The 24,718-nt window shown below is 67.4% G+C and carries 22 protein-coding genes; 12 read left to right on the forward strand and 10 right to left on the reverse strand.

All coding sequences use genetic code 11. The features are described from left to right. The first annotated feature begins 53 nt into the window (after window positions 1-53). The 3 genes from ABLE91_RS13070 to ABLE91_RS13080 all read left to right on the forward strand — a co-directional run bounded on the left by ABLE91_RS13070 (window position 54) and on the right by ABLE91_RS13080 (window position 4,762). Window positions 54-1,256 carry a deoxyguanosinetriphosphate triphosphohydrolase gene (locus tag ABLE91_RS13070; RefSeq protein WP_348931274.1) on the forward strand — a complete coding sequence of 401 codons (1,203 nt, stop codon included), beginning with the start codon at window positions 54-56 and terminating at the stop codon, window positions 1,254-1,256. Between the two features lie 34 nt (window positions 1,257-1,290). Beyond that, window positions 1,291-3,048 carry an arginine--tRNA ligase gene (gene argS, locus ABLE91_RS13075; RefSeq protein WP_348931275.1) on the forward strand — a complete coding sequence of 586 codons (1,758 nt, stop codon included), beginning with the start codon at window positions 1,291-1,293 and terminating at the stop codon, window positions 3,046-3,048. An 85-nt stretch (window positions 3,049-3,133) separates the two neighbouring features. Continuing rightward, window positions 3,134-4,762: an SPOR domain-containing protein gene (locus ABLE91_RS13080; RefSeq protein WP_348931276.1), complete on the forward strand. Its 1,629-nt coding sequence runs from the start codon at window positions 3,134-3,136 to the stop codon at window positions 4,760-4,762. Between the two features lie 108 nt (window positions 4,763-4,870). Here ABLE91_RS13080 and ABLE91_RS13085 read toward each other — a convergent pair whose 3' ends face one another. Continuing rightward, complete coding sequence (locus ABLE91_RS13085; RefSeq protein ID WP_348931277.1) at window positions 4,871-5,770, reverse strand: ATP-binding protein; 900 nt, start codon at window positions 5,768-5,770, stop codon at window positions 4,871-4,873. A 267-nt stretch (window positions 5,771-6,037) separates the two neighbouring features. Here ABLE91_RS13085 and ABLE91_RS13090 point away from each other — a divergent pair, with 267 nt between their 5' ends. Beyond that, window positions 6,038-6,928 (forward strand): hypothetical protein, encoded by an 891-nt coding sequence (locus tag ABLE91_RS13090; RefSeq protein WP_348931278.1) that lies wholly within the window; start codon window positions 6,038-6,040, stop codon window positions 6,926-6,928. Window positions 6,929-6,951: 23 nt separating this feature from the next. Here ABLE91_RS13090 and ABLE91_RS13095 read toward each other — a convergent pair whose 3' ends face one another. Both ABLE91_RS13095 and dusA read right to left on the reverse strand, forming a co-directional pair. Further along, window positions 6,952-7,788 (reverse strand): sulfite exporter TauE/SafE family protein, encoded by an 837-nt coding sequence (locus ABLE91_RS13095; RefSeq protein WP_348931279.1) that lies wholly within the window; start codon window positions 7,786-7,788, stop codon window positions 6,952-6,954. A 124-nt stretch (window positions 7,789-7,912) separates the two neighbouring features. Then, window positions 7,913-8,908: a tRNA dihydrouridine(20/20a) synthase DusA gene (gene dusA, locus ABLE91_RS13100; RefSeq protein WP_348931280.1), complete on the reverse strand. Its 996-nt coding sequence runs from the start codon at window positions 8,906-8,908 to the stop codon at window positions 7,913-7,915. A gap of 165 nt (window positions 8,909-9,073) precedes the next feature. On the opposite strand from dusA, the gene ABLE91_RS13105 reads away from it, so the two are divergent. Beyond that, the gene (locus tag ABLE91_RS13105; RefSeq protein ID WP_348931281.1) at window positions 9,074-9,907 is read left to right on the forward strand and encodes an aldo/keto reductase; all 834 of its coding nucleotides are present in this window, start codon (window positions 9,074-9,076) and stop codon (window positions 9,905-9,907) included. Window positions 9,908-9,912: 5 nt separating this feature from the next. On the opposite strand, the gene ABLE91_RS13110 is transcribed toward ABLE91_RS13105, so the two are convergent. The 3 genes from ABLE91_RS13110 to cobS are packed head-to-tail and all read right to left on the reverse strand — an operon-like array spanning window position 9,913 to window position 11,644. Then, window positions 9,913-10,623, reverse strand: coding sequence for a TIGR02281 family clan AA aspartic protease (locus ABLE91_RS13110; protein ID WP_348931282.1), 711 nt, complete (start codon window positions 10,621-10,623; stop codon window positions 9,913-9,915). A 2-nt stretch (window positions 10,624-10,625) separates the two neighbouring features. Beyond that, complete coding sequence (locus ABLE91_RS13115; RefSeq protein WP_348931283.1) at window positions 10,626-10,832, reverse strand: DUF1289 domain-containing protein; 207 nt, start codon at window positions 10,830-10,832, stop codon at window positions 10,626-10,628. An 11-nt stretch (window positions 10,833-10,843) separates the two neighbouring features. Further along, window positions 10,844-11,644 (reverse strand): adenosylcobinamide-GDP ribazoletransferase, encoded by an 801-nt coding sequence (gene cobS / locus ABLE91_RS13120; RefSeq protein WP_348931284.1) that lies wholly within the window; start codon window positions 11,642-11,644, stop codon window positions 10,844-10,846. Between the two features lie 196 nt (window positions 11,645-11,840). Here cobS and yajC point away from each other — a divergent pair, with 196 nt between their 5' ends. The 5 genes from yajC to ABLE91_RS13145 are packed head-to-tail and all read left to right on the forward strand — an operon-like array spanning window position 11,841 to window position 16,180. Further along, window positions 11,841-12,188 (forward strand): preprotein translocase subunit YajC, encoded by a 348-nt coding sequence (gene yajC, locus ABLE91_RS13125; RefSeq protein ID WP_348931285.1) that lies wholly within the window; start codon window positions 11,841-11,843, stop codon window positions 12,186-12,188. 20 nt (window positions 12,189-12,208) lie between these two features. Continuing rightward, window positions 12,209-13,816 (forward strand): protein translocase subunit SecD, encoded by a 1,608-nt coding sequence (secD, locus tag ABLE91_RS13130; protein WP_348931286.1) that lies wholly within the window; start codon window positions 12,209-12,211, stop codon window positions 13,814-13,816. Next, window positions 13,786-14,880, forward strand: coding sequence for a protein translocase subunit SecF (gene secF / locus ABLE91_RS13135; RefSeq protein ID WP_348931287.1), 1,095 nt, complete (start codon window positions 13,786-13,788; stop codon window positions 14,878-14,880). Before secD ends, secF begins: the two co-directional genes overlap by 31 nt. A 9-nt stretch (window positions 14,881-14,889) precedes the next feature. After that, window positions 14,890-15,270: an Mth938-like domain-containing protein gene (locus ABLE91_RS13140; RefSeq protein WP_348931288.1), complete on the forward strand. Its 381-nt coding sequence runs from the start codon at window positions 14,890-14,892 to the stop codon at window positions 15,268-15,270. Between the two features lie 7 nt (window positions 15,271-15,277). Then, window positions 15,278-16,180 (forward strand): phytoene/squalene synthase family protein, encoded by a 903-nt coding sequence (locus tag ABLE91_RS13145; RefSeq protein WP_348931289.1) that lies wholly within the window; start codon window positions 15,278-15,280, stop codon window positions 16,178-16,180. Here ABLE91_RS13145 and ABLE91_RS13150 read toward each other — a convergent pair. The 4 genes from ABLE91_RS13150 to uvrA form a co-directional block, all read right to left on the reverse strand. Further along, window positions 16,161-17,264 carry a serine/threonine protein kinase gene (locus ABLE91_RS13150; protein ID WP_348931290.1) on the reverse strand — a complete coding sequence of 368 codons (1,104 nt, stop codon included), beginning with the start codon at window positions 17,262-17,264 and terminating at the stop codon, window positions 16,161-16,163. The genes ABLE91_RS13145 and ABLE91_RS13150 overlap by 20 nt on opposite strands. Window positions 17,265-17,272: 8 nt before the next feature. Continuing rightward, on the reverse strand, window positions 17,273-18,682 hold the full coding sequence (gene trmFO, locus ABLE91_RS13155) for a methylenetetrahydrofolate--tRNA-(uracil(54)-C(5))-methyltransferase (FADH(2)-oxidizing) TrmFO (RefSeq protein ID WP_348931291.1): 1,410 nt from the start codon (window positions 18,680-18,682) through the stop codon (window positions 17,273-17,275). A gap of 176 nt (window positions 18,683-18,858) precedes the next feature. Next, complete coding sequence (locus tag ABLE91_RS13160) at window positions 18,859-19,020, reverse strand: DUF1127 domain-containing protein (protein ID WP_348931292.1); 162 nt, start codon at window positions 19,018-19,020, stop codon at window positions 18,859-18,861. A gap of 244 nt (window positions 19,021-19,264) precedes the next feature. Next, on the reverse strand, window positions 19,265-22,213 hold the full coding sequence (uvrA, locus tag ABLE91_RS13165; RefSeq protein WP_348931293.1) for an excinuclease ABC subunit UvrA: 2,949 nt from the start codon (window positions 22,211-22,213) through the stop codon (window positions 19,265-19,267). Window positions 22,214-22,603: 390 nt separating this feature from the next. Here uvrA and ssb point away from each other — a divergent pair, with 390 nt between their 5' ends. Both ssb and ABLE91_RS13175 read left to right on the forward strand, forming a co-directional pair. Further along, the gene (ssb, locus tag ABLE91_RS13170) at window positions 22,604-23,152 is read left to right on the forward strand and encodes a single-stranded DNA-binding protein (protein WP_348931294.1); all 549 of its coding nucleotides are present in this window, start codon (window positions 22,604-22,606) and stop codon (window positions 23,150-23,152) included. A gap of 167 nt (window positions 23,153-23,319) precedes the next feature. Beyond that, window positions 23,320-24,543, forward strand: coding sequence for an E22 family MetX-like putative esterase (locus ABLE91_RS13175; protein ID WP_348931295.1), 1,224 nt, complete (start codon window positions 23,320-23,322; stop codon window positions 24,541-24,543). Window positions 24,544-24,718: the final 175 nt, after the last annotated feature.

Here is a 24,718-nt window from a genome sequence, read left to right on the forward strand (position 1 = left end):
GTCCCATAATAGTTAAGTGCGCGCGCGTTGAAGTTAAAGAGGGCGGGGACGGGATGGCGGTTGCGGGCGGACGGCCGCGCGTGCTTTGGGCAAGCGATCCCTTCAAGACCCGTGGGCGGCTGTTCTCAGAACCGGACGATGCGCGCAACCCGTTCCGCCGGGATTGCGACCGCATCATCCATTCCACCGCCTTCCGCAGGCTCAAATACAAGACCCAGGTGTTCGTCTTCCACGAGGGCGACCATTTCCGCACCCGCCTCTCCCACACGCTGGAGGTGGCGCAGGTGGCCCGCTCCATCGCCCGCGCCTTGGGGCTGGACGAGGACCTCGCCGAGGCCTTGTCGCTGGCGCACGATCTCGGCCACCCGCCCTTCGCCCATGCCGGCGAGCGGGCGCTCAATGCGTGCATGGAAGGCCATGGCGGCTTCGACCACAACGCCCAGTCGCTGCGCGTGGTGACACGCCTGGAGCGCCGCTATGCGGCGTTCGACGGGCTGAACCTCACCTGGGAGACGCTGGAAGGCATCGCCAAGCATAATGGCCCGCTCACCGACGAGGTGGGCAGGGGCATTGGCCGCTATGCGGAGGGGCTACCTCATGCGGTCGCCGTCCATTCGGCCGCCCAGGATCTGGAGCTTCACCAGCATGCCGGGCCGGAGGCGCAGGTGGCCTCCATCTCCGACGACATCGCCTATGACGTGCACGATCTGGATGACGGCCTGCGCGCCGGCTTCTTCGCGCTGGAAGACATTGCCGGGCTTCCTTTGGTGGGAGAGGCGCTCGCCGAGGTCCGGGCGCGCTATCCCGAGCTGGAGCGCAACCGCACCGGCACCGAGGTGATGCGGCGCGTCATCACCCGCCTCATCGAGGACGTGGTGCGCGAGAGCGATGCCCGGGCGCTCTCCGCCGGCGTCGGCTCCGCTGCCGAAGTGCGCGCGCTCGGCCGCCCGCTCATCGCCTTCTCCGCGGAGATGCGGGAGGCGGAGGCGACCATCAAGCAGTTCCTGTTTACCCGCATGTATCGCCACGAGCGCGTCCAGCGCGTGATGGCCGACGCCATGCAGGTGGTCCGCGACCTTTACGGCCATTTCATCGCCGCGCCGAAATACCTGCCGGAAGGCTGGGGCGAGGGGCTGGACCCGTCCGACACGGTCCGGCTGACGCGCCGGGTTGCCGACTATATTGCAGGGATGACGGACCGCTACGCCCTCGACCAGCACGCCCGCTTCTTTGACTTGACGCCCGATTTGCGTTAGGCGCCCCGCTATTCTCATCACATTGGATGCGTCCATGAACGTCTACGCGATCTTCGCCGATCACGTGCGAGCCGCCGTCGCCGATCTGGCCCGCGAAGGTCTTGTGCCCGAGGGCCTCGACCTCGCCCGCATCGTGGTGGAGCCGCCGCGCGACGCGGCGAACGGCGATCTCGCCACCAATGCCGCCATGGTGCTGGCCAAGGATGCGAAGGCAAAGCCCCGCGATCTTGCCACGCTCATCGCCGGCCGGCTGGAGGGCCTGGCCGACGTCACGAAGGTGGAAGTGGCCGGCCCTGGCTTCATCAACATCTCGCTGGAGCCGAAATTCTGGATCGGCGTGCTCGCCGCCGTCCTGCGCCAGGGCGTCGCGTTCGGCCGCTCGGAGCTGGGCGCGGGCGAAGCGGTGAACGTGGAATATGTCTCCGCCAACCCCACCGGCCCCATGCATGTGGGCCATTGCCGGGGCGCGGTGTTCGGCGATGCCATGGCGAGCCTGCTCGCCTTCGCTGGCTTCAAGGTGACGCGCGAATATTACATCAACGATGCCGGCGCCCAGGTGGATGTGCTCGCCCGCTCGGTCTACCTGCGCTACCGCGAGGCGGCGACCGGCGAGGCAGCGCAGATCCCGGAGGGGCTCTATCCCGGCGACTATCTCGTGCCGGTGGGCCAGGAGCTCGCCCAGATGCACGGCGGGGCCTTCCTGGAATCGCCGGAGAGCGAGTGGCTGCAAATCTTCCGCAGCTTCTCCATCGGCGCCATGATGGTGATGATCCGCGAGGATCTCTCCGCGCTCGGCATCGAATTCGACGTGTTCTTCTCTGAGCGCTCGCTGACCGTGGGCGCCGACCGGGTGGGGCTCACCATCGAGCAGCTCCGCCGCACGGGCGAGGTCTATGAGGGCCGCCTCCCGCCGCCCAAGGGCTCGCCCATCGAGGATTGGGAGGATCGCGAGCAGATCCTGTTCCGCTCCACCGATTTCGGTGACGACGTGGACCGCCCGCTGGTGAAGTCCGACGGCAGCTACACCTATTTCGCCGGCGACATCGCCTATCACAAAGACAAGTTCGACCGCGGCTTCCGGCGCATGATCGACGTCTGGGGCGCCGACCATGGCGGCTATGTGAAGCGCATGCAGGCGGCGGTGAAGGCCGTGAGCGCGGGTCAGGCGAGCCTCGACATCGAGCTGTGCCAGCTCGTGCGGCTCACCCGCAACGGCGAGCCCGTGCGCATGTCCAAGCGCGCCGGCTCCTTCGTCACGCTCCGCGAGGTGGTGGACGAGGTGGGGCGCGATGCCGTGCGCTTCATGATGCTTTTCCGCAAGAATGATGCGCCGCTTGACTTCGATCTTGCCAAGGTGATCGAGCAGTCGCGCGAGAATCCGGTGTTCTACGTCCAGTATGCGCACGCTCGCGCACATTCAATTTTACGAAATGCCAAGGAACAGTTCCCGGATCTTCCCGCTGACGCCTCCGTCTACGCGCATGCGCCGCTGGCGCGGCTGGAGGACGAGGGAGAGGCCGGACTGTTGATGCGCCTTGCGGGATGGCCGCGTCTGGTCGAGCAGGCGGCGGCGGCGCGGGAACCGCACCGGGTGGCATTTTTCTTGTATGATTTAGCGAGTGAATTCCACGCGCAATGGAATCGCGGAAAAGACCTGCCACATTTACGCTTCATTATGGAGAATGATCGAGAATTGACCATGGCTCGTCTGGCTCTGGTCCATGGCGTGGCCACGGTCCTAGCCTCGGGGCTGAAGTTACTGGGGGTCGAGGCCGTCGAAGAAATGAAATGACCGTCGTCCGGGTTGTCCCGGACGCGCTCGCCGGTTGGGCCGGCAGAGCGGTCGCGCGGTCAGCCACACGCACGGTTGAGGCACAATGGGCGACGAAAGCAGCTTCCGCTACCGGCGCGACGACGGCTACACAAGCCGGCCGTCCGGTTCCAGGCCGCCACAGGCCTCGCAGACTTCCGATGACCCGTTGGCCGAGCTCGCTCGGCTGATCGGCGACGAGGATCCCTTCGCGGACTTCGCCGACATTGCGGGCGACCCCGCCCCGGAAGCGCGCCCTGCGCGCGCCGAAGCGGCGCCCCGTCCGCAATTCTCGGCCCCGCCCGTCGAGCGGCGCTTCGAGGATTGGCAGCCCGGACGCCGCAGCGGCCGCGAGGCGGCGGCGGACACCACGGCCCCGCGCGAGCAGACGGCTCCACGGGAAATCACGTCCTTCCGCGAGCCCACGCAGCAGCGTGAACCCACATCCATAGGCGGATTGCGCGGCCGGACCTCCTCCGAGCCCGTCGGCTGGGATGCAACGGTTGTCGAGGCTCGTTTCCAGGCCGGCGCGGAGCCCCAGCGGTCCACCGTGCGGTCGGGCTACGGCTCGCTTGCCCGGAAATCCGAAACCCAGGACCAGGAGCTGGGCGCACAGCCCCGCCAGGGCACGGCCCAGGACGGCTATGGCGATGAGGCACCGGCTGACGAGGCCTATGCCTACAGCGCCGAGAGCGGCCAGGACCGTTACGAGGAATATGACGACACCTACGACCCCGCCTTCGGCGATGAGGGCTACATGCCCCCGCACGGCGAGGAGGTCTATGACACCGAACCGCGCCGTCGCCGTGGGCGCACGGCGGTGATCGCGGTGGCCGCGCTTATCGGCCTTGGCGTCGCCGCGACTGCCGGTGTGTTCGCGTTCCGCATGGTGGGCGGCTCGGGGTCGAGCTCCAGCGCCGATACGGCGCCGGTGATCAAGGCCGACACCTCGCCCAGCAAGGTGGCCGGCCCCGCGCCGACCGGAGCCCAGGGCAGCGACGGGCAGAAGCTCATCTATGACCGCGTCGGCGGCCAGCCGGGGCAGGAGCGCGTGGTTCCGCGCGAAGAGCAGCCGATGGACCCGAGCGCCGCGGCCGCAGCCAACGCAGCCATCAATGGCAACGGACAGGCGTCTCCCACCGATCCCAAGCGGGTCCGCACCGTGGCGGTGCGTGCCGACGGCAGCGTCGTTCCGGCCGCGGCCAACGGCGCCGCGCCGCAGCCCCAGCGCGCGGTCGCCAATGGCGCCGTGCCCACGGCCTACGCGCCGACGCAGAACCCGGTCCCGGCCGGCGCCCCGGCGCCCCGCACCGTGACCACCACCACCACGACCGGCCAGGGTGCGCCCGTGGCGGCTGCTCCCGCAGCGCCGGCCCTTCCGCCGGCGGTGCAGGCTCCGGCCCCCGGCGCCCAGGCGGCGGTGACGCCCCCGGCGGCGACGGCGAGCGGGAACTATGTGGTGCAGGTGTCCTCGCAGAAGTCCGAGGCGGATGCCATGGGCTCCTGGAAGGTGCTCCAGAGCCGCTATCCCCAGTTGCTTGGCAGCTACAAGGCGACGGTCCGCCGGGCCGATCTTGGCGACAAGGGCATCTATTATCGCGCGCAGGTCGGCCCGTTCGCGACGCGCGACGATGCGACCAACCTCTGCAACTCGCTGCAGGCCCAGGGCGGCACCTGCATCGTGACGCGGAACTGATCGTCCGACGCGTCATGCCCGGGCTTGACCCGGGCATTTCCAAAAAAGAAGGGCTTCCCAGGTGTGACCTGGGAAGCCCTTCTTTTTGATGGCTAGGCTAAGAAGCTCTTACGCGCCCGCCGTCTTCAACAGCACGCCGAGCCGGCCGGCGAGATCCTGCACATACTGCCACGCTGTGCGGCCCGAACGGGAGCCGCGCGTGGTCGCCCATTCCAGCGCCTCCGGCCGCCATCTCTCCTCGGTCACCGGCAGGGCATGGTGCGACACGTAGGCCTCCACCATGGAGAGATATTCGTCCTGGCTGCATTTGTGGAAGCCGAGCCACAGCCCGAAGCGGTCCGATAGCGAAACCTTCTCTTCCACCGCCTCGCCGGGATTGATGGCGGTGGAGCGTTCGTTCTCCATCATGTCCCGCGGCAGCAGGTGCCGGCGGTTGGAGGTGGCATAGAAGATCACATTGTCCGGCCGCCCCTCGATTCCGCCTTCCAGCACCGCCTTGAGCGACTTGTAGGAGGTGTCGTCGGCGTCGAAGGAAAGGTCGTCGCAGAACACGATGAAGCGATGATGCGACGGGCGCATCTGCGCCATCAGCGCCGGCAGGCTCTCAATGTCCTCGCGGTGGATCTCCACCAGCTTCAGGCGGGACCCATCGGCACCCGCGGTTGTCTTGTTCACATGGGCATGGGCAGCCTTGACCAGCGAGCTCTTGCCCATGCCGCGCGCGCCCCACAGCAGCGCATTGTTGGCGGACAGGCCGCGCGCGAAACGCTCGGTGTTCTCCACGAGCTGGTCGCGCACCCGGTCGATGCCGTGCAGCAGCTCCATATCCACGCGGTTCACCCGCGGCACCGGCTCGCAGCGGGGGGGATCGGTGTGCCAGACGAAGGCGTCGGCCGCCTCGAAATCAGCGGTGGGCACGCGCGGCGGGGCAATGCGCTCCAGGGCATCGGCGATGCGCAGCAGCAGAGCGTGCGTGGCGTCGGAGGCGGCGGGGGTGTCTGGCGTCATGTCTGTCTCCCTGCGGGGGAATTAGCCGGGCATGAGCCGTGGAACAAGCAGGCGTGGTGGGGAGCCGCGGCCATAGTCATGCCTCAGGCGCATAAGGGGGCGGGGACATCACCCGTGGATAGATGCAGACTGCATGTTGCACCGCGGCAGGATTTTGTTAACGTCCGTCGCGTTTAGTTGCATCGCTGTTCCGGAGGCTGGGCCGGATCGGCGTCCAAGGCAAACCGCGCATGTCCGCTGGGCATGTGGCACCTGAGGAATGGATATATGCGAACGACCAGCCTCACCACTGGCGCACTGGCGCCGGCCGTTCTCCCTTTGATTCTTTTGGGTCTTTCCGGGGCTCCCGCCACAGCGCAGGAGAAAATCGGCACGGCGGTGACGACAGCGCCGCTTCCCCCCGTCGGCACCGGTGCCGACTGGAGCTGGACAGATCACAGCATCGACCTGCCCGACGAGATGGCGGCAGCGGAGCAGACCCCTGAAGAGGCTCCCGCGCCCTATCTCTCCGCATCCCCCAGCAAGAGTGCCCGCGCCGCCGTGGTCTCCGCCGAGGCCGTGGACACGCGGGTGTCGCGCACCGCCAACAAGGATGGGTCAAGCTCGGTCACGGCCGCGGGCTCGCTGCGGAACGTGACCAATACCGAGTTCGGCGTCGACATGTCGCTCGCCGCCGCCAGACAGGGCGCCAGCGTGCCCGATGCCACCCCCGGCACCTCCGCTGCGGACGGCTCGGGCGCCGCCGCATGGGCGCGGACCACCATTCCGGGCGTGTCCAACTTCATGGTGTGGGACAAGGGCAGCGTGGACGTGCGCGTGGACCCGCTCCAGGAGCAGAGCCGTCTGGGCACGACATTCACCCGGCAGTGGACGGTGATGGACAACATCACCGCCAGCCTCAGCGACGCCTATGCCATCACCAAGAGCGTCGGCGGCGCTGAGCAGTGGGAGACGGGCAAGACCGCGAGCGTCAACTTCGCCCAGACCGGCACCAGCATCAGCGTCGGCACCGCGACCAAGAGCCATGAGGGCACGTGGCTGCCCTCGGTGAGCGCCTCGCAGAGCCTGTTCGGCCCGGTGACGGTCACCACCTCGGTGGCGGACAATGGCGAGAACCTCAACAAATCCATCACCGCCGGCTTCCGCCGCAACTGGTGAGATCGGCCAGGGCCCGCGCTTCTTCACCGCCAGACGATGGCGACGAAGAAGCGCGTGGCCATGACGAGCAGGAAGATGCCGAAGCCCATCTCCAGCGTCCGCCGCGACATGGAGTGGGCGAAGCGGGCGCCCAGCGGGGCAAACAGGGTGCTGACCGGGGCCATGCAGATGAAGCCCACCAGCGAGACATAGCCGATGGAGAGCGGCGGCAGCTCCGACATATGGGGCCAGCCGCCAATGGCGTACCCGACGATTCCCGGAATGGGGATGATCGCGCCGATGCCCGCCGCAGTGGCGACCGCTGCGTGGATGGGCACGCCGTAGAGGCTCAGGATGATGGTGGCGAGCCCGCCGCCGCTGATGCCGATGAGGGAGGCCGCAAGGCCGATGACAAAGCCATAAGCCCACATGGCCGGCTTGCCCGGAAGCTCGCTGGAGATGCGCCAGTCCTCGCGCCCCGACAGCGCCTTCGTGGCCATGACCAGCGCGATCACCACGAAGGCCGCCTGGAGCACCCATCCGTGCAGGAAAGCCGCGATGGTGCTGCCCGTGATGATGCCGACAATCGCCGGGATGCTCCAGGTCTTGAGGATGCCCGGTATGACCGCGCCGCGCGCCTTGTGCGCCCGATAGGACTGGACGGAGGTCGGCACGATGATGGCGAGGGAGGTGCCCACGCAGAGCTGCATGCGCACCGATTCGTCCACGCCCATGGCGCGGAACACCTCGTAGAGCACCGGCACGATGACGGCGCCGCCACCCACGCCCAGCAGGCCCGCCAGGATTCCCGTCACCACCCCTCCGAGCAGAAGCGGGATCACGAGCGAGGCAAGCTCGCCCCAGGAGAGGGAGGACAACATGGCTGAGCCTTCGGAGACTGGAACGCGAAGCGGTCGGCGGAGGGGCGCGCCGGGAGGTAGGGCGCGCACCCTTGCCCAAGCTGCGGCACTCTGTCCAGATCGCGTTAGGGAATAATGCGGGGGCTCAGGCCGCGTCGCGCCGCGCCGGCTGGCGCACATCCGCCACCGCCGCCCGCAGCACCTCGAGCCCTGCATGAGGCTGCACGCCCTCGGTGGCGAGGCGGCGTCGGAAGCGCCGCGAGCCGGGGCGGCCGCCGAACAGCCCGAGCATGTGCCGGGTGATGTCGTGGAGCCGCCCGCCCTTTTCCAGGTGCGCGGCCACATAGGGCTGGAACGCTTCCACGGCCTCGAACGCGTCGGCATGGGGGGCAGGCGCGCCGAAGAAGGCTTCGTCCACCTCCAGCAGCAATTCCGGGTTCTGGTAGGCCGCCCGGCCGAGCATTACGCCGTCAAGCCCGGCGCTGTTTTCGCGTGCCTCGGCAATGGAGGCGAGACCGCCATTCAAGCTGACGGGGATGTGGGGCAGGCAGGCCTTCAGGCGATGCACGCGGGAATAATCGAGCGGGGGAACCTCGCGATTCTCCTTGGGCGAGAGGCCCTGGAGCCACGCCTTGCGGGCATGGACGATAAGGGCGTCCACCTTCACCGCGACGAGGGCGTCGGCGAGGGTGTCGAGCGCCTCTTCGGGATCCTGGTCGTCCACGCCGATGCGGCATTTGACGGTGACGGGGAGGGCGACCTCCGCCTTCATGGCGGCGACGCAGTCCGCCACCAGGGCCGGCTCGCGCATCAGGCAGGCGCCGAAATTGCCGCCCTGCACCCGGTCCGAGGGGCAGCCCACATTCAGGTTGATCTCGTCATAGCCGAAATCCGCGCAGATGCGCGCGGCCTGCGCCAGCAAGGCCGGCTCGCTGCCGCCGAGCTGCACGGCGACGGGGTGCTCCGCCGGAGCGAAGCCGATCAACCGCTCCCGGTCGCCATGGATGACGGCCAGCGCCGTGACCATCTCCGTATAGAGCCGCGCACGCGTGGACAGGGTCCGGTGGAATGCGCGGCAATGCCTATCCGACCAGTCCATCATGGGCGCGACGGAGAATTTGAATCCTTGAAGCTCGGTCATTCTGAACGGGTCTGGAGAAGCGGGCGGCGCGGATGGGCGACCTTATCCCTCCTCATATCGGCCACAAGGAGGCAGCCGGCAAGCGGTGAAACCCCAGCGCGCCTTTGCGTCATTTCCTCGGGCGCTCCCTACGACTATGGTCGCAGCCGGAATGGAGATGCGAGCATGATCAAGACTGTGACCCTCCCCGGCGGACAGCAGGTTCCGGCCCTTGGGCAGGGCACATGGTTCATGGGCGAGCAGGCGCCGCGCCGTGCGCAGGAGATCGAGGCGCTCCGGCTCGGCATCGATCTCGGCGCGAGCCTCATCGACACCGCCGAAATGTATGGCGACGGCCGCACCGAGAGCATGGTGGGCGAGGCGCTCGTGGGCTACCGGGACAAGGCCTTCCTGGTCAGCAAGGTCTATCCGCACAATGCCAGCCGGCGCGGCGTGGTGGAGGCCTGCGAGCGCAGCCTGAAGCGGCTGCGCACGGACCGGCTCGACCTCTATCTCCTCCACTGGCGCGGCAGCCACCCCTTTGAAGACACCATTGCCGGGTTCGAGGCGCTGCAGGCGGCGGGAAAGATCCGCCACTGGGGCGTCAGCAATCTCGACACTGACGACATGGAGGAATTGCTGGATGCGGGCGGCGGGGCCTGCGCCGTGAACCAGATCCTCTACAATCCGGGCCGCCGGGGACCGGAATTCGACCTCATTCCGTTCCTTGAGGAGCAGGGCATCCCGGTCATGGCCTACAGCCCCATCGAGCAGGGGCGCCTGCCGCGGGGCGGGGCGCTGGGGAGCATCGCGCGCAAGCATGGGGTCGATCCGTTCCAGGTGGCGCTCGCCTGGGTGATGCGGCGCCCGGACATGATCGCCATCCCCAAGGCGGGCAAGGCGGAGCATGTGCGCGCCAACGTCGCCGCCGCGGCCTTGGTGCTGGACGCGGAGGACCTTGCCGCCATCGACGCCGAGTTCCGCCCGCCGGCGCGCAAGCGCTCGCTGGAGATGCTGTAGCTGCCTTACCGGGCCGGTCCCCTCAGGATCAGCCGGTCGCCCCGGATCTCGAAGCCGTCCAGGCGCGAGAGGAAGCTCATGCCCAGAAGGCTGGAGCGCAGCGCACCGGGCGCCGAGACCAGCGCGCGCACATTGCGCTCGGTGATGGAGCCGACGGTGACCCGGTCCAGCACCACGCTGGCCGCGCGTGTCCGTCCATTGGCCGTATCCACGGGGACGTCATATCTCAGCGTATCCACCGTCAGCCCCGCTGCGCGCGCGTGGTCCTGCGTGAGGACCACGGCCGAGGCGCCGGTGTCGAGCATGAGGGTGATGCCGGCGCCGTTGATGGTCGCGCCCACGGCGAAGCTGCCATTGGCGGCGCGGGCGATCTCCACGGTGCCGCCTTCGGAATTAACGGCATAGCCGGGAATCGCTTCCGAAATCACGCGGTCGGCCACCTGCCGCAGCGGGTCGCGATAGGCATAGACCACCGCCAGCCCCAGCACGATGACCATCCAGAAGAGCGCCGCCTTCAGGCCCGCCGCCATCCGGCCGTGAAACATGCGCCAGGCCCCCGCGCCGATCACCGCAGTGAGGGACAGCAGGACGATGAGTTGCCCGAACTGGCCGAGATCGAGGCCCATCACCTCGCCCTGATCGTGGTTCGCCACCAGAATGACGACGCCCACGAAGAGGAAGATGAGAAGCACCCAGAGGAAGCGATCGCCGCGCATGGTCAGTCCGGAACCTTGTCGACGCCCTTGGCGCGCAACGCTTTAAGCCGCACGGGCAACGCAGCCATGATGGAGGCCCGCCGCTCCGACGACATGGAGATCCACGAGCCGATTTCCTGGAGCGAGCGGCCGCAGCCGATGCACAGGCCGCTCAAGGGATCGACGACGCACACCTTGATGCATGGGGTTTTCACCGGCGCGTCGATCATCTGCTCTGCGTTCAATGCCCACTGGCAAAGATAAGCACGCCCAGGAGGAAGACAATCTCGGCCACCTGCTGAGTGGCCCCCGCCACATCCCCCGTCTGCCCGGCAATGAGCCGCCGTGAAAGCCGCTCCATGACGAACCACGCCGCGGCCGGGGCGATCAGCCCAGCGAAGGTCGCGCCCACGCCGAAGGTGGGGATGAGAAGTACCGCCACCACCAGCGCGCCCATCATCAGGCAATGGGCGGTCGCGTCCGGCCCCGGGGAGCCGGCGCTCGCGCCGGCCCCATCGGGGCGCGCGGAAGGCAGGCTTTGCAGCAGCAGGATGCCGGCGGCGCGGGAGATAGCGCCGGCCGCCACCAGCACCACGGCGCAACGCCAGAGACCTGCCCAATCCAGCAAGGTCTGGATGGCTGCAACCCGCAGCAGCAGGGAAAGCACGAGCGAGACCGTGCCGTAGGTGCCGATACGGCTGTCGCGCATGATGTCGAGGCGCGAAGCCCTGTCGCGGCCCCCGCCGAATCCGTCCGCCGTGTCGGCGAGGCCGTCCTCATGGAAAGCGCCGGTCGTCAGCACCAGGGCGGTAACGGCGAGCGCCGCCGAGAGGAAGGAGGGGAAGCCGAGCGCATGCGCCAGAACAAGCACGATCGCGCCCACAAGGCCGATGACGGCCCCGGCCAAGGGAATCGCATAGGCGATGCGGGGAAGCGGCGGGGCGGCGAAGGGCGCTTCCTCGCTGCGCAAGGGGGGCACAGGCAGGCGCGACAGGAACCGCAGCGCGAGCGAGAGATCCTCGACGATCCTGTTGGTTTGCATGTCCCGTCCCGTGGGCTCCCATGCCGTTGCGGCCCTCACCTTGGGAGCCTTATTCGCGCCTGAGGTCAAGCCTGTGCGAGGTGGACGCCACCCTCGTTTGCATTCCCCGGTTCCACCAGTATAGTCCCCGCCGCTTCGGCAGGCTCCCGCGCAGGGCGGTGAGCCTCAACTCCTATCCAGAAGAACGAGGGACGCCATGTTCATTACCCCCGCATTCGCCCAGGGCGCTTCGGCCGCCGGCGGCGGGACCGACATGCTCATCCAGCTCGCCCCGTTCCTGCTCATTTTCGTCGTGATGTATTTCCTGATCCTGCGCCCGCAGCAGAAGCGCGCGAAGGCGCATCAGGAAATGGTGAACTCGCTCCGCCGCGGTGACGTGGTGGTGACGGCCGGTGGCCTCGTGGGCAAAGTGGCCCGGGTTGTCGACGAAGCCGAGGTCGAGCTTCAGATTGCCGACAATGTGAAGGTCCGCCAGCTGCGGTCGCAAATCTCCACCGTGCGCTCGAAGGCTGAGCCCGCGAAGGACGACACGCCCGCCTCCTGAGGCGGTGGAAGCTTAAGGCAATGCTGCATTTTTCTCGGCTCAAGACGGTACTGATTCTGGGGATCACCTTCCTCGGAATCCTGTTCGCGCTTCCCAATGTCCTGCCGTCCTCGGTCGTTGCGGCGCTGCCGCACTGGCTGGGGTCGAGCCGGGTGACCCTCGGCCTCGATCTCCAGGGCGGCTCCCACATCCTCCTCGAGGTGGATGGCGCGGCGCTCCGCAAGGAGCGGGCCGAGCAGATCCGGGACGAGGTGCGCAAGGTGCTGCGCGACGCGCGCATCGGCTATACCGGCCTCACCGTGCGCGACGTGACGGTGCAGCTGCGCCTGCGCGATCCCGCCGACACCGACAAGGCGGTGACCGAGCTGCGCAAGCTCGCGACGCCTGTCACCAACACCCTGCTGGGCACCGGCAGCGGCGAGATGGACCTTTCCGTCACCTCCACGGCTGAGGGCACGGTCAGCGTCACCTTGACGGATGTCGGCCTCAACGCCCGCATCCGCTCGGCGGTGGACCAGTCCATCGAGATCATCCGCCGCCGCATCGACCAGCTCGGCACGGTGGAACCCAATATCCAGCGCCAGGGCGCGGACCGAATCCTCGTGCAGGTGCCAGGCCTCCAGGACCCGCAGCGCCTGAAGGCACTGCTGGGCCAGACCGCCAAGCTCTCCTTCCGCATGGTGGACCAGTCCATGTCGCCGCAGCAGGCGATGGAAGGCCGCCCGCCGCCGGATTCGGAAGTGCTGCAGGGACAGGACGGCCAGCCTTATCTGGTGGAGAAGCAGGTGCGTGTCTCCGGTGAGGACCTCACCGACGCGCAGCCGGGCTTCGACCAGCAGGGCAGCCAGCCCATTGTCACCTTCCGCTTCAATTCCAACGGCGCCCGGCGCTTTGCCGCGACGACGCAGGATGCGGTGGGCCGGCCCTTCGCCATCGTGCTCGACAACCAGGTGATCTCCGCGCCGGTGATCCGCGAGCCGATTCTCGGCGGCTCGGGGCAGATTTCCGGCTCCTTCACCGTCCAGCAGGCCAACGACCTCGCCATCCTGCTGCGCGCCGGCGCCCTGCCGGCACCGCTGAAGGTGATGGAGGAGCGCACCGTCGGCCCGAGCCTGGGCCAGGATTCCATCGAGGCCGGCAAGACCGCGGCCTATGTGGCCGGCGCCCTGGTGGCGGTGTTCATGTTCGCGGTCTACGGGCTGTTCGGCGTGTTCGCCCTCATCGCGCTCGCCGTCCACGTGACGCTGATGTTCGCGCTCCAGTCGGTCCTCGGCGCCACGCTGACGCTGCCCGGCATCGCCGGCGTGGTGCTCACCATCGGCATGGCGGTGGATTCCAACGTCGTGATCTTCGAGCGCATCCGAGACGAGGCGCGGGAAGGCCGTTCGGCCATCTCCGCCATCGACAAGGGCTTCACCCACGCGCTCGGCACCATCCTCGATGCCAACGTCACCGCGCTCGCCACCGGATCCATCCTGTTCCTGCTCGGCGGGTCCGGACCTGTCCGCGGCTTCGCGGTCACCTACATCCTCGGCCTTCTGACCACCGTGTTCACCGCCTATACCCTGACGCGCCTCATGATTGCGTGGTGGGTGAAGTGGCAGCGACCGGCGAAGCTGCCCATCTGAAGGCGCCGCTCATGCCCTTGATCGATTACATCCCGGCGCAGACCCATATCGGCTTCATGCGCCTGCGCCACGTGACCTTCCCGCTCTCCGCGGCGGCGATGGTCCTCGCGGTGGTGTGCTTCATCACCTTCGGCTTCAACCTCGGCATCGACTTCCGGGGCGGCACGCTGGTCGAGGCCCAGTCCAGCCAGCAGCAGGCGGACCTTGCGAGCCTGCGCGAGCACCTCACCGACCTCGACCTCGGCGACGTGCAGATCCAGGAGTTCGGCTCGCCCCGCGACGTACTGATCCGCGTCGGCCAGACCGGCGGCACGGACGAGGCCCAGCAGGCCATCATCGCCAAGATCTCGTCCTCGCTCGGCACCGAATACACCATCCGCCGGGTGGAGACGGTGGGCCCGAGCGTGTCGGGCGAACTGGTGCGCCAGTCCATCGTCGCGCTGCTGCTCGGCGCCGTGGCCGTGCTGATCTATCTGTGGTTCCGCTTCGAATGGCAGTTCGCCATCGGCGCGCTGGCGACAACCGCCCACGACATCTTCGTCACGCTCGCGATCTATTCGATCCTCGGCATCGATTTCGACCTGACCTCCATTGCGGCCATCCTCACCATCATGGGCTATTCGCTCAACGATACGGTGGTGGTCTATGACCGTATCCGCGAGATGATGCGCCGCTACAAGAAGATGCCGGTGCCGGAGATGCTGGACCAGGCGGTGAACGCGACCTTCTCGCGAACCATCATCGTCTCCTTGACCACCTTCCTCGCCTGTCTCGCGCTCTATTTCTTCGGCGGCGAGGTGCTGCGTGGCTTCTCGCTGGCCATGACAGTGGGCGTCGTGATCGGCACCTATTCCACCATCTTCGTGGCTGCGCCCATGCTGATCCATCTCGGCCTGCGCTCCTCCACCGTGGGAACGAAGGCGGACGCCGAGGCGGCCAAGGTGGAGATCCTGCCGCCCGAGCCGGCGCCCATGGCGCCGACTGAGGCACCGGCTCCCAAGCCCGCGCCGGCCCCGACCACCCGGCGGTCCGGCAAGGGCCGCTCGCGCCCCGCACGGACCTGAGGCGCGGCGGTGGCGGAGCGGCCGAACGTCCCCTTCCTGCCGCGCCAGGTGTCCATTGACGGCTACGCGGAGAATTTCTTCCACTTCGCCGGCATGTCCCACGAGGGCTCCATTCTCGCGCTGCCCTCCGGCATCCGTCCCTGGGATGTGAAGCGCTTCTCCGATGTGACCACATCCTCGCTCGCGCCCATCATCGCCGAGGCGGACACGTTCGATCTGCTGTTCATCGGCACCGGCCGCGATCCCGCCCATCTGCCGGAACTGCAGAAGCAGGCCCTGCGCAATGCCAAGCTCCGCTTCGAGCTGATGCCGACGCCGGCCGCCGCCGCCACCTACAATGTGCTGCTCGCGGAAGGGCGGCGGGTGGGCGCGGCGCTCATTGCCTTTTAGAGCCGCCATGGCGCCCCCAGACACCTCCGCGCCGGACCTGCCGGCGGCCTATATCCATTGCGCGGGCCTGATCCGCGCCCACGATCGTGACCGCTTCCTCTCCACCTTGTTCGCGCCGCGCGGCCCGCGCCGGTACCTCTCCGCGCTCTACGCCTTCAACCTGGAGGTGGCGCGGGTGCGCGAGGTGGTGCGCGAGCCCATGCCCGGCGAACTGCGCCTGCAATGGTGGCGCGACCTGATCGAGGGGCTCGGCCGGGGCGAGGTTGCCGGGCACCCGGTGGCCGCGGCGCTGCTCGACATGCTGGCTACCACCGACACGCCGCGCGGTGCGCTTCTCAACCTCATCGAGGCGCGCACCTTCGACCTTTATGACGACCCCATGCCTTCGTTGAACGATCTCGAAGGCTATGCGGGCGAGACGGCCTCTGTGCTGGTCCAGATTTCCGCCGGCCTGCTGCTGGGTCGCCAGGACGCCGCCCTTGCGACGGCCTCCGGGCATGCGGGCGTCGCCATCGCCATGACCGGGCTGATGCGCGCGCTGCCCCTCCAGGCAGCCCGCGGGCAGTGCTTCATTCCCCTGGACGTGCTGCGCGCGAACGGCGCATCGCGAGAGGATGTGGTGCAGAAGCGGGCGACGCCGGGGCTGCGGGCCGCGCTTGCCAGCCTGCGCCAGCGCGCCGCCTATCATCTCGATGAAGCACGCGGCGCCCTGGATGGCGCGCCGGCCGAGGTCACGCCCGCCTTCCTGCCGCTCTCATTGGTGGCGGGCGACCTCAACGCGCTCGCCCGCGCCGCCGACCCCTTCGACGGGGTGGCGGGGATATCGCCCCTCATGCGGCAATGGACGCTGTGGCGCGCGGCACGCAAAGCGCGCGCCGGCAAAAGCTGGATCAGGCTGCCGGCCGGGTGATCCGGTCGGTCAGGTTCAGCCGCCCGCGGGCGATATCCGCCACAAGATCCCGTGTCTCCGGCGATCCGGAGAGGGCATCCAGCATCTCGATCTGGTTCCGCGCCACCAGCAGCAGCAGGTCGTCGCGCACCTCGCCCGCGTCCGTGCGCGGCAGGCGGGAGATCACCTGCAGATGGTCGAGATGGGGCCGGTCCGGCAGCAGGGCGGCGAGGTGCGTGCGCATCTCCTGCGGATCGGCAGGGCCATGGGCCTCGACGAAGGCATAGAGGCCGACCTTCCCGCCCAGCGTCTGGAAATCCGCCATGTGCACGGCGGCCACGGACGGGTGGGCCTCCAGCGCGGCGGCAATGCGGGGGGCCACCTGCGTGACCCGCGGCCCGCGCCCTTCCGTGTCCGAATAGGACATGAGGCGGCGGGTGATGAAGCGATAGACCTTCTTTCCGGTGGCCATCCAGGTGCGGGCGATGACGCTCTTGTGCGCCAGCATGCGCTTTTCGCGCGGGGTGAGCGCCTCCGGGCAATAGGTGCGCTTGTGCTTCAGGAGGTGGCGCAGATCCTCATAGGCAAGCACCCGGCCGAGGCGGCTGCGCCGATCGATGGGCAAAGCGAGCTGGAAATCGGTGAGCCAGGCTTCGCCGTCCGCCCCGCGCAGCCAGTTCTGCTGCTTTGCAAGGTCGTTATGGGCAAAGCCGGCGGCATGCAGCGTGCGCAGCGCCGTCTTGGCGGAGTGGAAATAATGGAGATCGCCGTGGGGCCGGGCGATCTGGAGCGGCACGCCCTCGATCCACCCGCGCACCAGGAAGCGATGGCCCACTGCCAGAAGCGGCGTCGTCACCCCGGTGGAGGTGACTTTGGCCAGCGCCTGGGATTCGCGCGCCGCCAGCACGCGGGCGATGAGCGCGAACCAGGGCGAGACTTCGTTCCAGCGCCGGCGCACGGCAGGATAGGGGCGGCGGTCCGCCGCCGTCCAGGTGCCGCGCTCCACGGTCGAGAAAACGTCGCGCTTCAGCACCGTGTCCACGACGAAGCGGCTGGGGTCGGCCTTCTGCTCGACCGGCGGAAAAAAGACCTGTTGCCTGGGCATAGCGGGTCTTAAGCCGCCTGCGCGGCGCTGTCGAGCCAGCGGTCCGCATCGGCCAGGGCGCGCAGGGCGATGGCCTTCTTCTTGGCCAGCGTCTTCTCCGAGCCACGCAGGCGCTTGCCATCCGGGCTCTTCGGCGAGAGCTCAAGCGGGGGGAACAGGCCGAAATTGATGTTCATGGGCTGGAAGGAGCGCGGCCCCGCATCGATCACCTCCACATGCCCGCCGGTGATGTGCGACAGTAGCGCGCCATGGGCCGTGGTGAGGGGCGGCAGATCGGGCTCCGCGCCGAGGCGCTCGGCCGCCGCGAAGCGGCCGCAGAGGAGGCCGATGGCCGCGCTTTCCACATAGCCCTCGCAGCCGGTGATCTGGCCGGCAAAGCGCAGGCGCGGGTCGGCCTTCAGCCGCAAGGTGCCGTCCAGGAGGCGCGGCGAGTTGAGATAGGTGTTGCGGTGCATCCCGCCGAGCCGCGCGAACTCCGCGTTCTGGAGGCCCGGAATGGTGCGGAACACGCGCACCTGCTCACCATGGCGCATCTTGGTCTGGAAGCCGACCATATTATAGAGCGTGCCCAGCTTGTTGTCCTGGCGCAGTTGGATCACCGCATGAGGCTTCACGTCCGGCGCGTGCGGGTTGGTGAGGCCGACGGGCTTCAGCGGGCCGAAGCGCATGGTCTCCCGGCCACGCTCGGCCATGACCTCTACGGGCAGGCAGCCATCGAAATAGGGGGTCTTCGCTTCGAAGTCGCGCACGGGCGCCTTCTCGGCGGCAAGCAGCGCGTCCACGAACGCCTCGTACTCGTCCTTGCTCATCGGGCAGTTGATATAGTCTGCCCCCGTGCCGCCGGGGCCGGGCTTATCGTAGCGCGACTGGAACCAGGCCTTGCCCATATCGATGGTGTCGAAATGCACGATGGGGGCGATGGCGTCGAAAAAAGCCAGCGCCGTCTCGCCCGTGAGGGTGAGCACCGCCTCGGCGAGGGCGGGGGAGGTGAGAGGGCCGGTGGCCACGATCACCTTGTCCCAGTCTGCCGGCGGAAGGCCAGCGATCTCCTCGCGGCGGATCTCCACAAGGGGATGATCTTCAAGCGCCTGGGTGACCGCGGTGGAGAAGCCGTCTCGGTCCACGGCCAGCGCGCCGCCGGCGGGCACCTGGTTGGCATCGGCGCAGCGCAGGATGAGCGAGCCGGCCCGGCGCATCTCCGCGTGGAGCACGCCCACGGCATTTCCCTGCGCGTCGTCGGAGCGGAAGGAGTTGGAGCAGACCAGTTCCGCAAGCCCGTCGGTGTGGTGCGCATCGGTGGAGCGCACGGGGCGCATCTCGTGCAGCACCACGGGCACGCCCCGGCTTGCCACCTGCCAGGCGGCTTCGGAGCCCGCCAGGCCCCCGCCGATCACATGTACCGGGTCGAGACGCACCATCAGTCCTCGCTGCGCAGATGCCGGCACCCTCGCGTCCGGCAAACAATCGAGGGTCTGTGCCCTATGATGGCGGCAGGTTCAAGGAGCGTGGCGATGAAAGGGGTCGGCACAAACGAAAATGGCCCCCGGAGGGGCCATGTTCACGAAATCCCATTCGTGAAACCGTACGGTTTCACTCAGGCGTGCAGAGCCGCCCGACGGGCCACGGCCCGGATTTCGCCACGCACGATGTTGATATCGCCGAGCGTGCGGTCATCGAGCCCGGAAAGCTCGGCAACGGTGCGGTTGTAAGCATGCCAGCGGCGAATCTGGCGCGCCAGGAAACCCCAGAGCAGCATGTGTCTTCTCCTTCAGTCGGCGCAAACTCGGGCGCCGCTATTGTTCGAAGGGGAACATATGCTGACCTAAGCGAGCCTTGAAGGGTGTTAGCTGCATTGCAGCATTGCGTGCGCCGCATGTTGCACACCAAGCATTGCGAACTGTTTCTGAACGGTGACGATTCGCCTTAAGGCAATCTTAAGCCTGTTCCATTTCGCAAGTGCACAACGCGGCCGGCCGCCTACCGGCAGGCAAGGGCGGGGTTTACTCCGCCGCGCTCCTGCGCCGCCGCTCCGGCTTCGGCACGACCATGGGACGGCGCGCCAGAACCTCGGCAAGGAAGGCGCCGGTGTGCGAGCGCTTGGAGGCGGCGATGGCCTCCGGGGGACCGGAAGCGACGATCTCGCCGCCGCCGTCACCGCCCTCGGGGCCAAGATCCACCACCCAGTCGGCGGTCTTGATGACCTCGAGATTGTGCTCGATCACCGCCACGGTGTTTCCCTGCTCCACCAGTTCGTGGAGCACTTCCAGCAGCTTCGACACGTCATGGAAGTGCAGGCCGGTGGTGGGCTCGTCCAGGATATAGAGCGTGCGGCCGGTGGCGCGCTTGGACAATTCCTTGGCGAGCTTCACCCGCTGCGCCTCGCCGCCAGAGAGGGTGGTGGCCTGCTGACCCACCTTGATGTAGCCGAGGCCGACTCGCGAGAGCGTCTCCAGCTTCTCGCGCACGCTCGGCACCGCCTTGAAGAAGGCCGCGCCCTCGTCCACGGTCATGTCCAGCACATCGGCGATGGACTTGTCCTTGAACGTCACCTCCAGCGTCTCGCGATTGTAGCGCTTGCCCTTGCAGACATCGCAGGTGACGTAGACGTCGGGGAGAAAGTGCATCTCGATCTTGATGACGCCGTCGCCCTGGCAGGCTTCGCAGCGCCCGCCCTTCACGTTGAACGAGAAGCGCCCCGCGCCATAGCCCCGCGCCTTGGCCTCGGGCAGGCCGGAAAACCATTCCCGCATGGGGGTGAAGGCGCCGGTATAGGTGGCGGGGTTCGAGCGCGGCGTGCGGCCAATGGGCGACTGGTCGATGTCGATCACCTTGTCCAGATGCTCCAGCCCCTCCAGCTTGTCGAAGGGGGCGGGCGCCTCGGTGGCGTTGTTCAGCCGCCGCGCCACCGCCTTGTAGAGCGTGTCGATGAGCAAGGTGGACTTGCCGCCGCCCGAGACCCCGGTGACGCAGGTGAACAGGCCGAGCGGGATCTCGGCGGTGACGTTCTTCAGATTGTTCCCGCGCGCGCCGGAGAGCTTCAGCATGCGCTTGGCGTTGGGCTTGCGCCGCGCGGGCACGCCCACGGAGAGCTCGCCCGTGAGATACTTGCCGGTGAGCGAGGCGGGATTAGCCATGATCTCGGCCGGGGTGCCCTGGGCGATGATCTCACCCCCATGGATACCGGCGCCGGGGCCCACATCCACCACATAATCGGCGGCGAGGATGGCGTCCTCGTCATGCTCCACCACGATCACGGTGTTGCCGAGGTCGCGCAGGCGCTTCAGCGTCTCCAGGAGCCGCGCATTGTCCCGTTGGTGCAGGCCGATGGAGGGTTCGTCCAGCACATAGAGCACGCCCGAGAGGCCCGAGCCGATCTGCGAGGCGAGGCGGATACGCTGGCTCTCGCCGCCCGAGAGCGTGCCGGAGGCGCGGGACAGGCTGAGATATTCCAGCCCCACATCCATGAGGAAGCGCAGGCGGTCACGGATTTCCTTGAGGATCCGGACCGCGATCTCGTTTTGCTTCGCATTCAGCTGGGCGGGCAGGGCCTCGAACCATTCGGAGGCGCCGCGCACCGACAATTGGCTCACCTCGCCGATATGCCGCAGCGCCACCTTCACCGCCAGAGCCTCCGGCTTCAGGCGGAAGCCGTTGCAGACGGCGCAGGGGACGGTGGAGAAATACTTGGAGATTTCCTCCCGCGCCCAGTCGCTTTCCGTCTCCTTCCAGCGCCGGTCGAGGTTGCGCACGATGCCCTCGAAGGTCTTCGAGGTTTCATAGGCGCGCAGGCCGTCATCATAAGCGAACGTGATGGTCTCCTCGCCCGACCCATAGAGGATCACGTCCTTCGCCTTCTCCGGCAGATCGGCGAACGGGACGGTGAGCTTGAAGTGATAGTGCCGGGCGAGGGCGTCCAGGGTCTGGCCGTAATAAGGCGAGGTGCTCTTGGCCCAGGGGGCGATGGCGCCCTGCTTCAGCGAGCGGGACTTGTCCGGCACCACGAGGTCGGCATCGATGGTCTGCTCCACCCCGAGCCCGTCGCAGGCCGGGCAGGCGCCGAAGGGATTGTTGAAGGAGAACAGGCGCGGCTCGATCTCGGAAATGGTGAAGCCGGAGACCGGGCAGGCGAACTTCTCCGAGAACAGGATGCGCCGCGCCTCCCCGCTCTCATCCTTCTCATCGGCGAACTCCGCCACGGCGATGCCGTCCGCCAGACCGAGCGCGGTCTCAAAGCTGTCCGCAAGGCGGGTCGCGAGGTCCGCGCGCACCACGATGCGGTCCACCACCACGTCGATGTCGTGCTTCAGCTTCTTGTCGAGAGTGGGAGCCTCGGCGATCTCGTGGAAGGTGCCGTCCACCTTCACCCGCTGGAAGCCCTTCTTGAGGAATTCCGCCATTTCCTTGCGGTATTCGCCCTTGCGCCCGCGCACCACCGGCGCCAGCAGATAAAGGCGTGTGCCCTCGGGCAGGGCCAGCACCTTGTCCACCATCTGCGAGACCGTCTGGCTCTCGATGGGCAGGCCCGTGGCGGGCGAATAGGGGATGCCCGCGCGCGCCCACAGCAGGCGCATGTAATCGTGGATCTCGGTGACCGTGCCCACGGTGGAGCGCGGGTTCTTCGAGGTGGTCTTCTGCTCGATGGAGATGGCAGGCGAGAGGCCGTCGATCTGGTCCACGTCCGGCTTCTGCATCATCTCCAGGAACTGGCGCGCATAAGCGGAAAGGCTCTCCACATAGCGCCTCTGGCCCTCGGCATAGATGGTGTCGAAGGCCAGCGAGGATTTTCCCGAGCCCGAAAGGCCGGTGAACACCACGAGGCTGTCGCGCGGGATCTCCAGATCCACATTCTTCAGATTGTGCTCGCGGGCACCGCGCACGGAGAGAATGCGCGCATCGCGCCGCAGGGCGGCCTGGGACAATGCGCGGGAAGGGGAAGCTCGGTCGCTCATCTGGTCAGGTTGGCTCGGCGGAGGTCCGCGGGAAATGGGAATGCCTCAGGAAGGACGAAAAGCGCCCTGTCCGGCGCGCCCCTGTGGACGATCCGGACCTTCGGCTTCCCGCGCCTGTCTGGCCATGCGTCCAATGTAGGCTCCCATGTGCGATGCGGTAGGGAACATATCAGGAACGAAATCTGCGTCCAGCAAAAAAGCGCGGATGAGCGGCTTGAAGCCCGGGTTCCTGAGTGCTAGAACATAACAGGAACATCAGGATTGTGCATCTTCTGCCCCTTTTTGGTGGACAAGGGCGCTTGGGCCCTCGCTTCGCCGGGCTGGATGGATAGGGTGCATGGTTTCCGCCCGCCGACCTCGGCCGGCGGGCGGACAGGTATGGAGGAGAAGATGGCCGGCAGCGTCAACAAGGTGATCCTGATCGGCAATCTCGGCCGCGATCCGGAAATTCGCTCCTTCCAGAATGGCGGGCGCGTGGCCAATCTGAACATCGCCACCTCCGAGACCTGGCGCGACAAGGCCTCCGGCGAGCGCAAGGAGCGCACCGAGTGGCACCGCGTGACCGTGTTCAACGAGAATCTCGTGGGCGTGGTGGAGCGCTTCCTGAAGAAGGGCAGCAAGGTCTATATCGAGGGCCAGCTCGAGACCCGCAAATATGAGAAGGACGGCCGCGAGCAATACACCACCGAGGTGGTGCTGCGTCCCTATAGGGGTGAGCTGACGCTTCTGGACGGCCGTGGCGGCGGTGCTGAGGGCGGCGAGGAATATGGCGGAGGCTCCGATTTCGGCTCCTCCAGCCCCATGGGCGGCAGCAGCGGCGGGGGCTTTGGCGGAGGGGGCGGTGGTTCCTTCGGCGGCGGAACGGGTGGCGGCGGCAGCCGGCGGCCTGCGCCAGCTGGTCGCCCCTCCGACGACATGGACGACGAAATTCCCTTCTGATTCAAAAGCCTGAGTGCACGACGTGGTCTTTCACTCCCGGGCAATGCCGCGCGGGAGTGAAAGTGGACTGAAACCCTTCCGTAGCCGGAATCGTTTGGCTTCTGGCGTCTTCCCTGGGGAAATCTGGGGAAGGGCGCCGTTGGATCAAGCGATACGCCGGAGGGGTAATGCACCACATCGCGAACAAGCATAATTGCCCGGCCTGGGTGAGCTGCGCCATCGGAAGTGGCGGTCTTCTCGCCACCCTGGGCCTTGTGCTGCTGCTCGCTGCGACGCCCGCGGCTGCGCTCGATGCGCTGGTGCAGAAACAGACGTTCGTGCTGCCGAGCTACACCACCGTGGGCGGCGCCACGCTCAGGAACGTGAAGATCGGCTGGGAAGCCTATGGCACGCTCAATGCCGATAAGAGCAATGTCATCCTCATCGCGCATTATTTCTCGGGCACGAGCCACGCCGCCGGAAAATACAAGGAGACCGATGCGGCGCCCGGCTATTGGGACGCCATCATCGGTCCCGGAAAGCCGCTCGATACGGACAAATATTACATCCTCTCGTCCGACACGCTGGTGAACCTGAACGCCAACGACCCCAATGTGGTCACCACCGGCCCCGCCTCCATCGCGCCGGACAGGGACGCGCCCTACGGGCCCAGTTTCCCTGTTGTCACCATCCGCGATTTCGTCAATGTCCAGAAAGCGTTGCTGGACCAGTTGGGGATCACGAAGCTCCACGCGGTGATGGGCGCCTCCATGGGCGCCATGCAGGCCTATGAATGGGCCACCGGCTATCCCGAGGCGGTCGCCCGGATCATCCCGGTCATCGGGGCGGGGGATGTGGACGGATGGCTCGTGGCCTGGCTGGATGTGTATGCTTCTCCCATCAAGCTCGACCCCAACTTCAATGGTGGCAATTATTACGGCCGCACCCCACCCAAGCAGGGCCTGGCGCAGGCGCTGAAGATCTTGACGCTCCACGCCGGCGCTCCGCCCTGGGCAAACGAGACGTTCGGGCGCAAGTGGGCGGAGCCGGGCAAGGACCCCGCCGCCGCCATGGGCAACCGCTACGCCATCGAGGCGAAGCTGGACGAGATCGGGGCCGCGCGGGCCGAAGTCGCGGACGCGAACCATCTCCTCTATCTCGTGAAGGCGAACCAGATCTTCGCGGCGGGTGGCGATGTGGGCTTGAAGCGCATCAAGGCGCCGGTCCTGCTGATTTCCTCGGACGAGGACATGGTCTTCCATCCCGGCGCCACCCAGCGCACGGCGGACGAGATCCGCAAGGGCGGCGCCAGCGTCGAGCAGGTGAAGATCGGCGGGGGCAGGGGCCACCTCAACGGTCTCTTCAGCATCCAGGAGGCGGGGGACCAGATCACCCGATTCCTGGCCCGCTGAGGCCTTTTGCACGGCGGTTTTTGCCCTGATCCGGCTGCAGCGCCGCTATGCGCATCCGGAGTTTCGCTAAGTTATTGATTTTCCACGCGTAGCTTCAGGCCGTGTTCGCGTCTTTCGCTGGCGCAGCAGGGCTGAATCGGCTAGAAGGAGCGCAGCCTTTTCATAAGGAAAGACG

Source organism: Aquabacter albus, assembly GCF_040049275.1.
Classification (GTDB): domain Bacteria; phylum Pseudomonadota; class Alphaproteobacteria; order Rhizobiales; family Xanthobacteraceae; genus Aquabacter.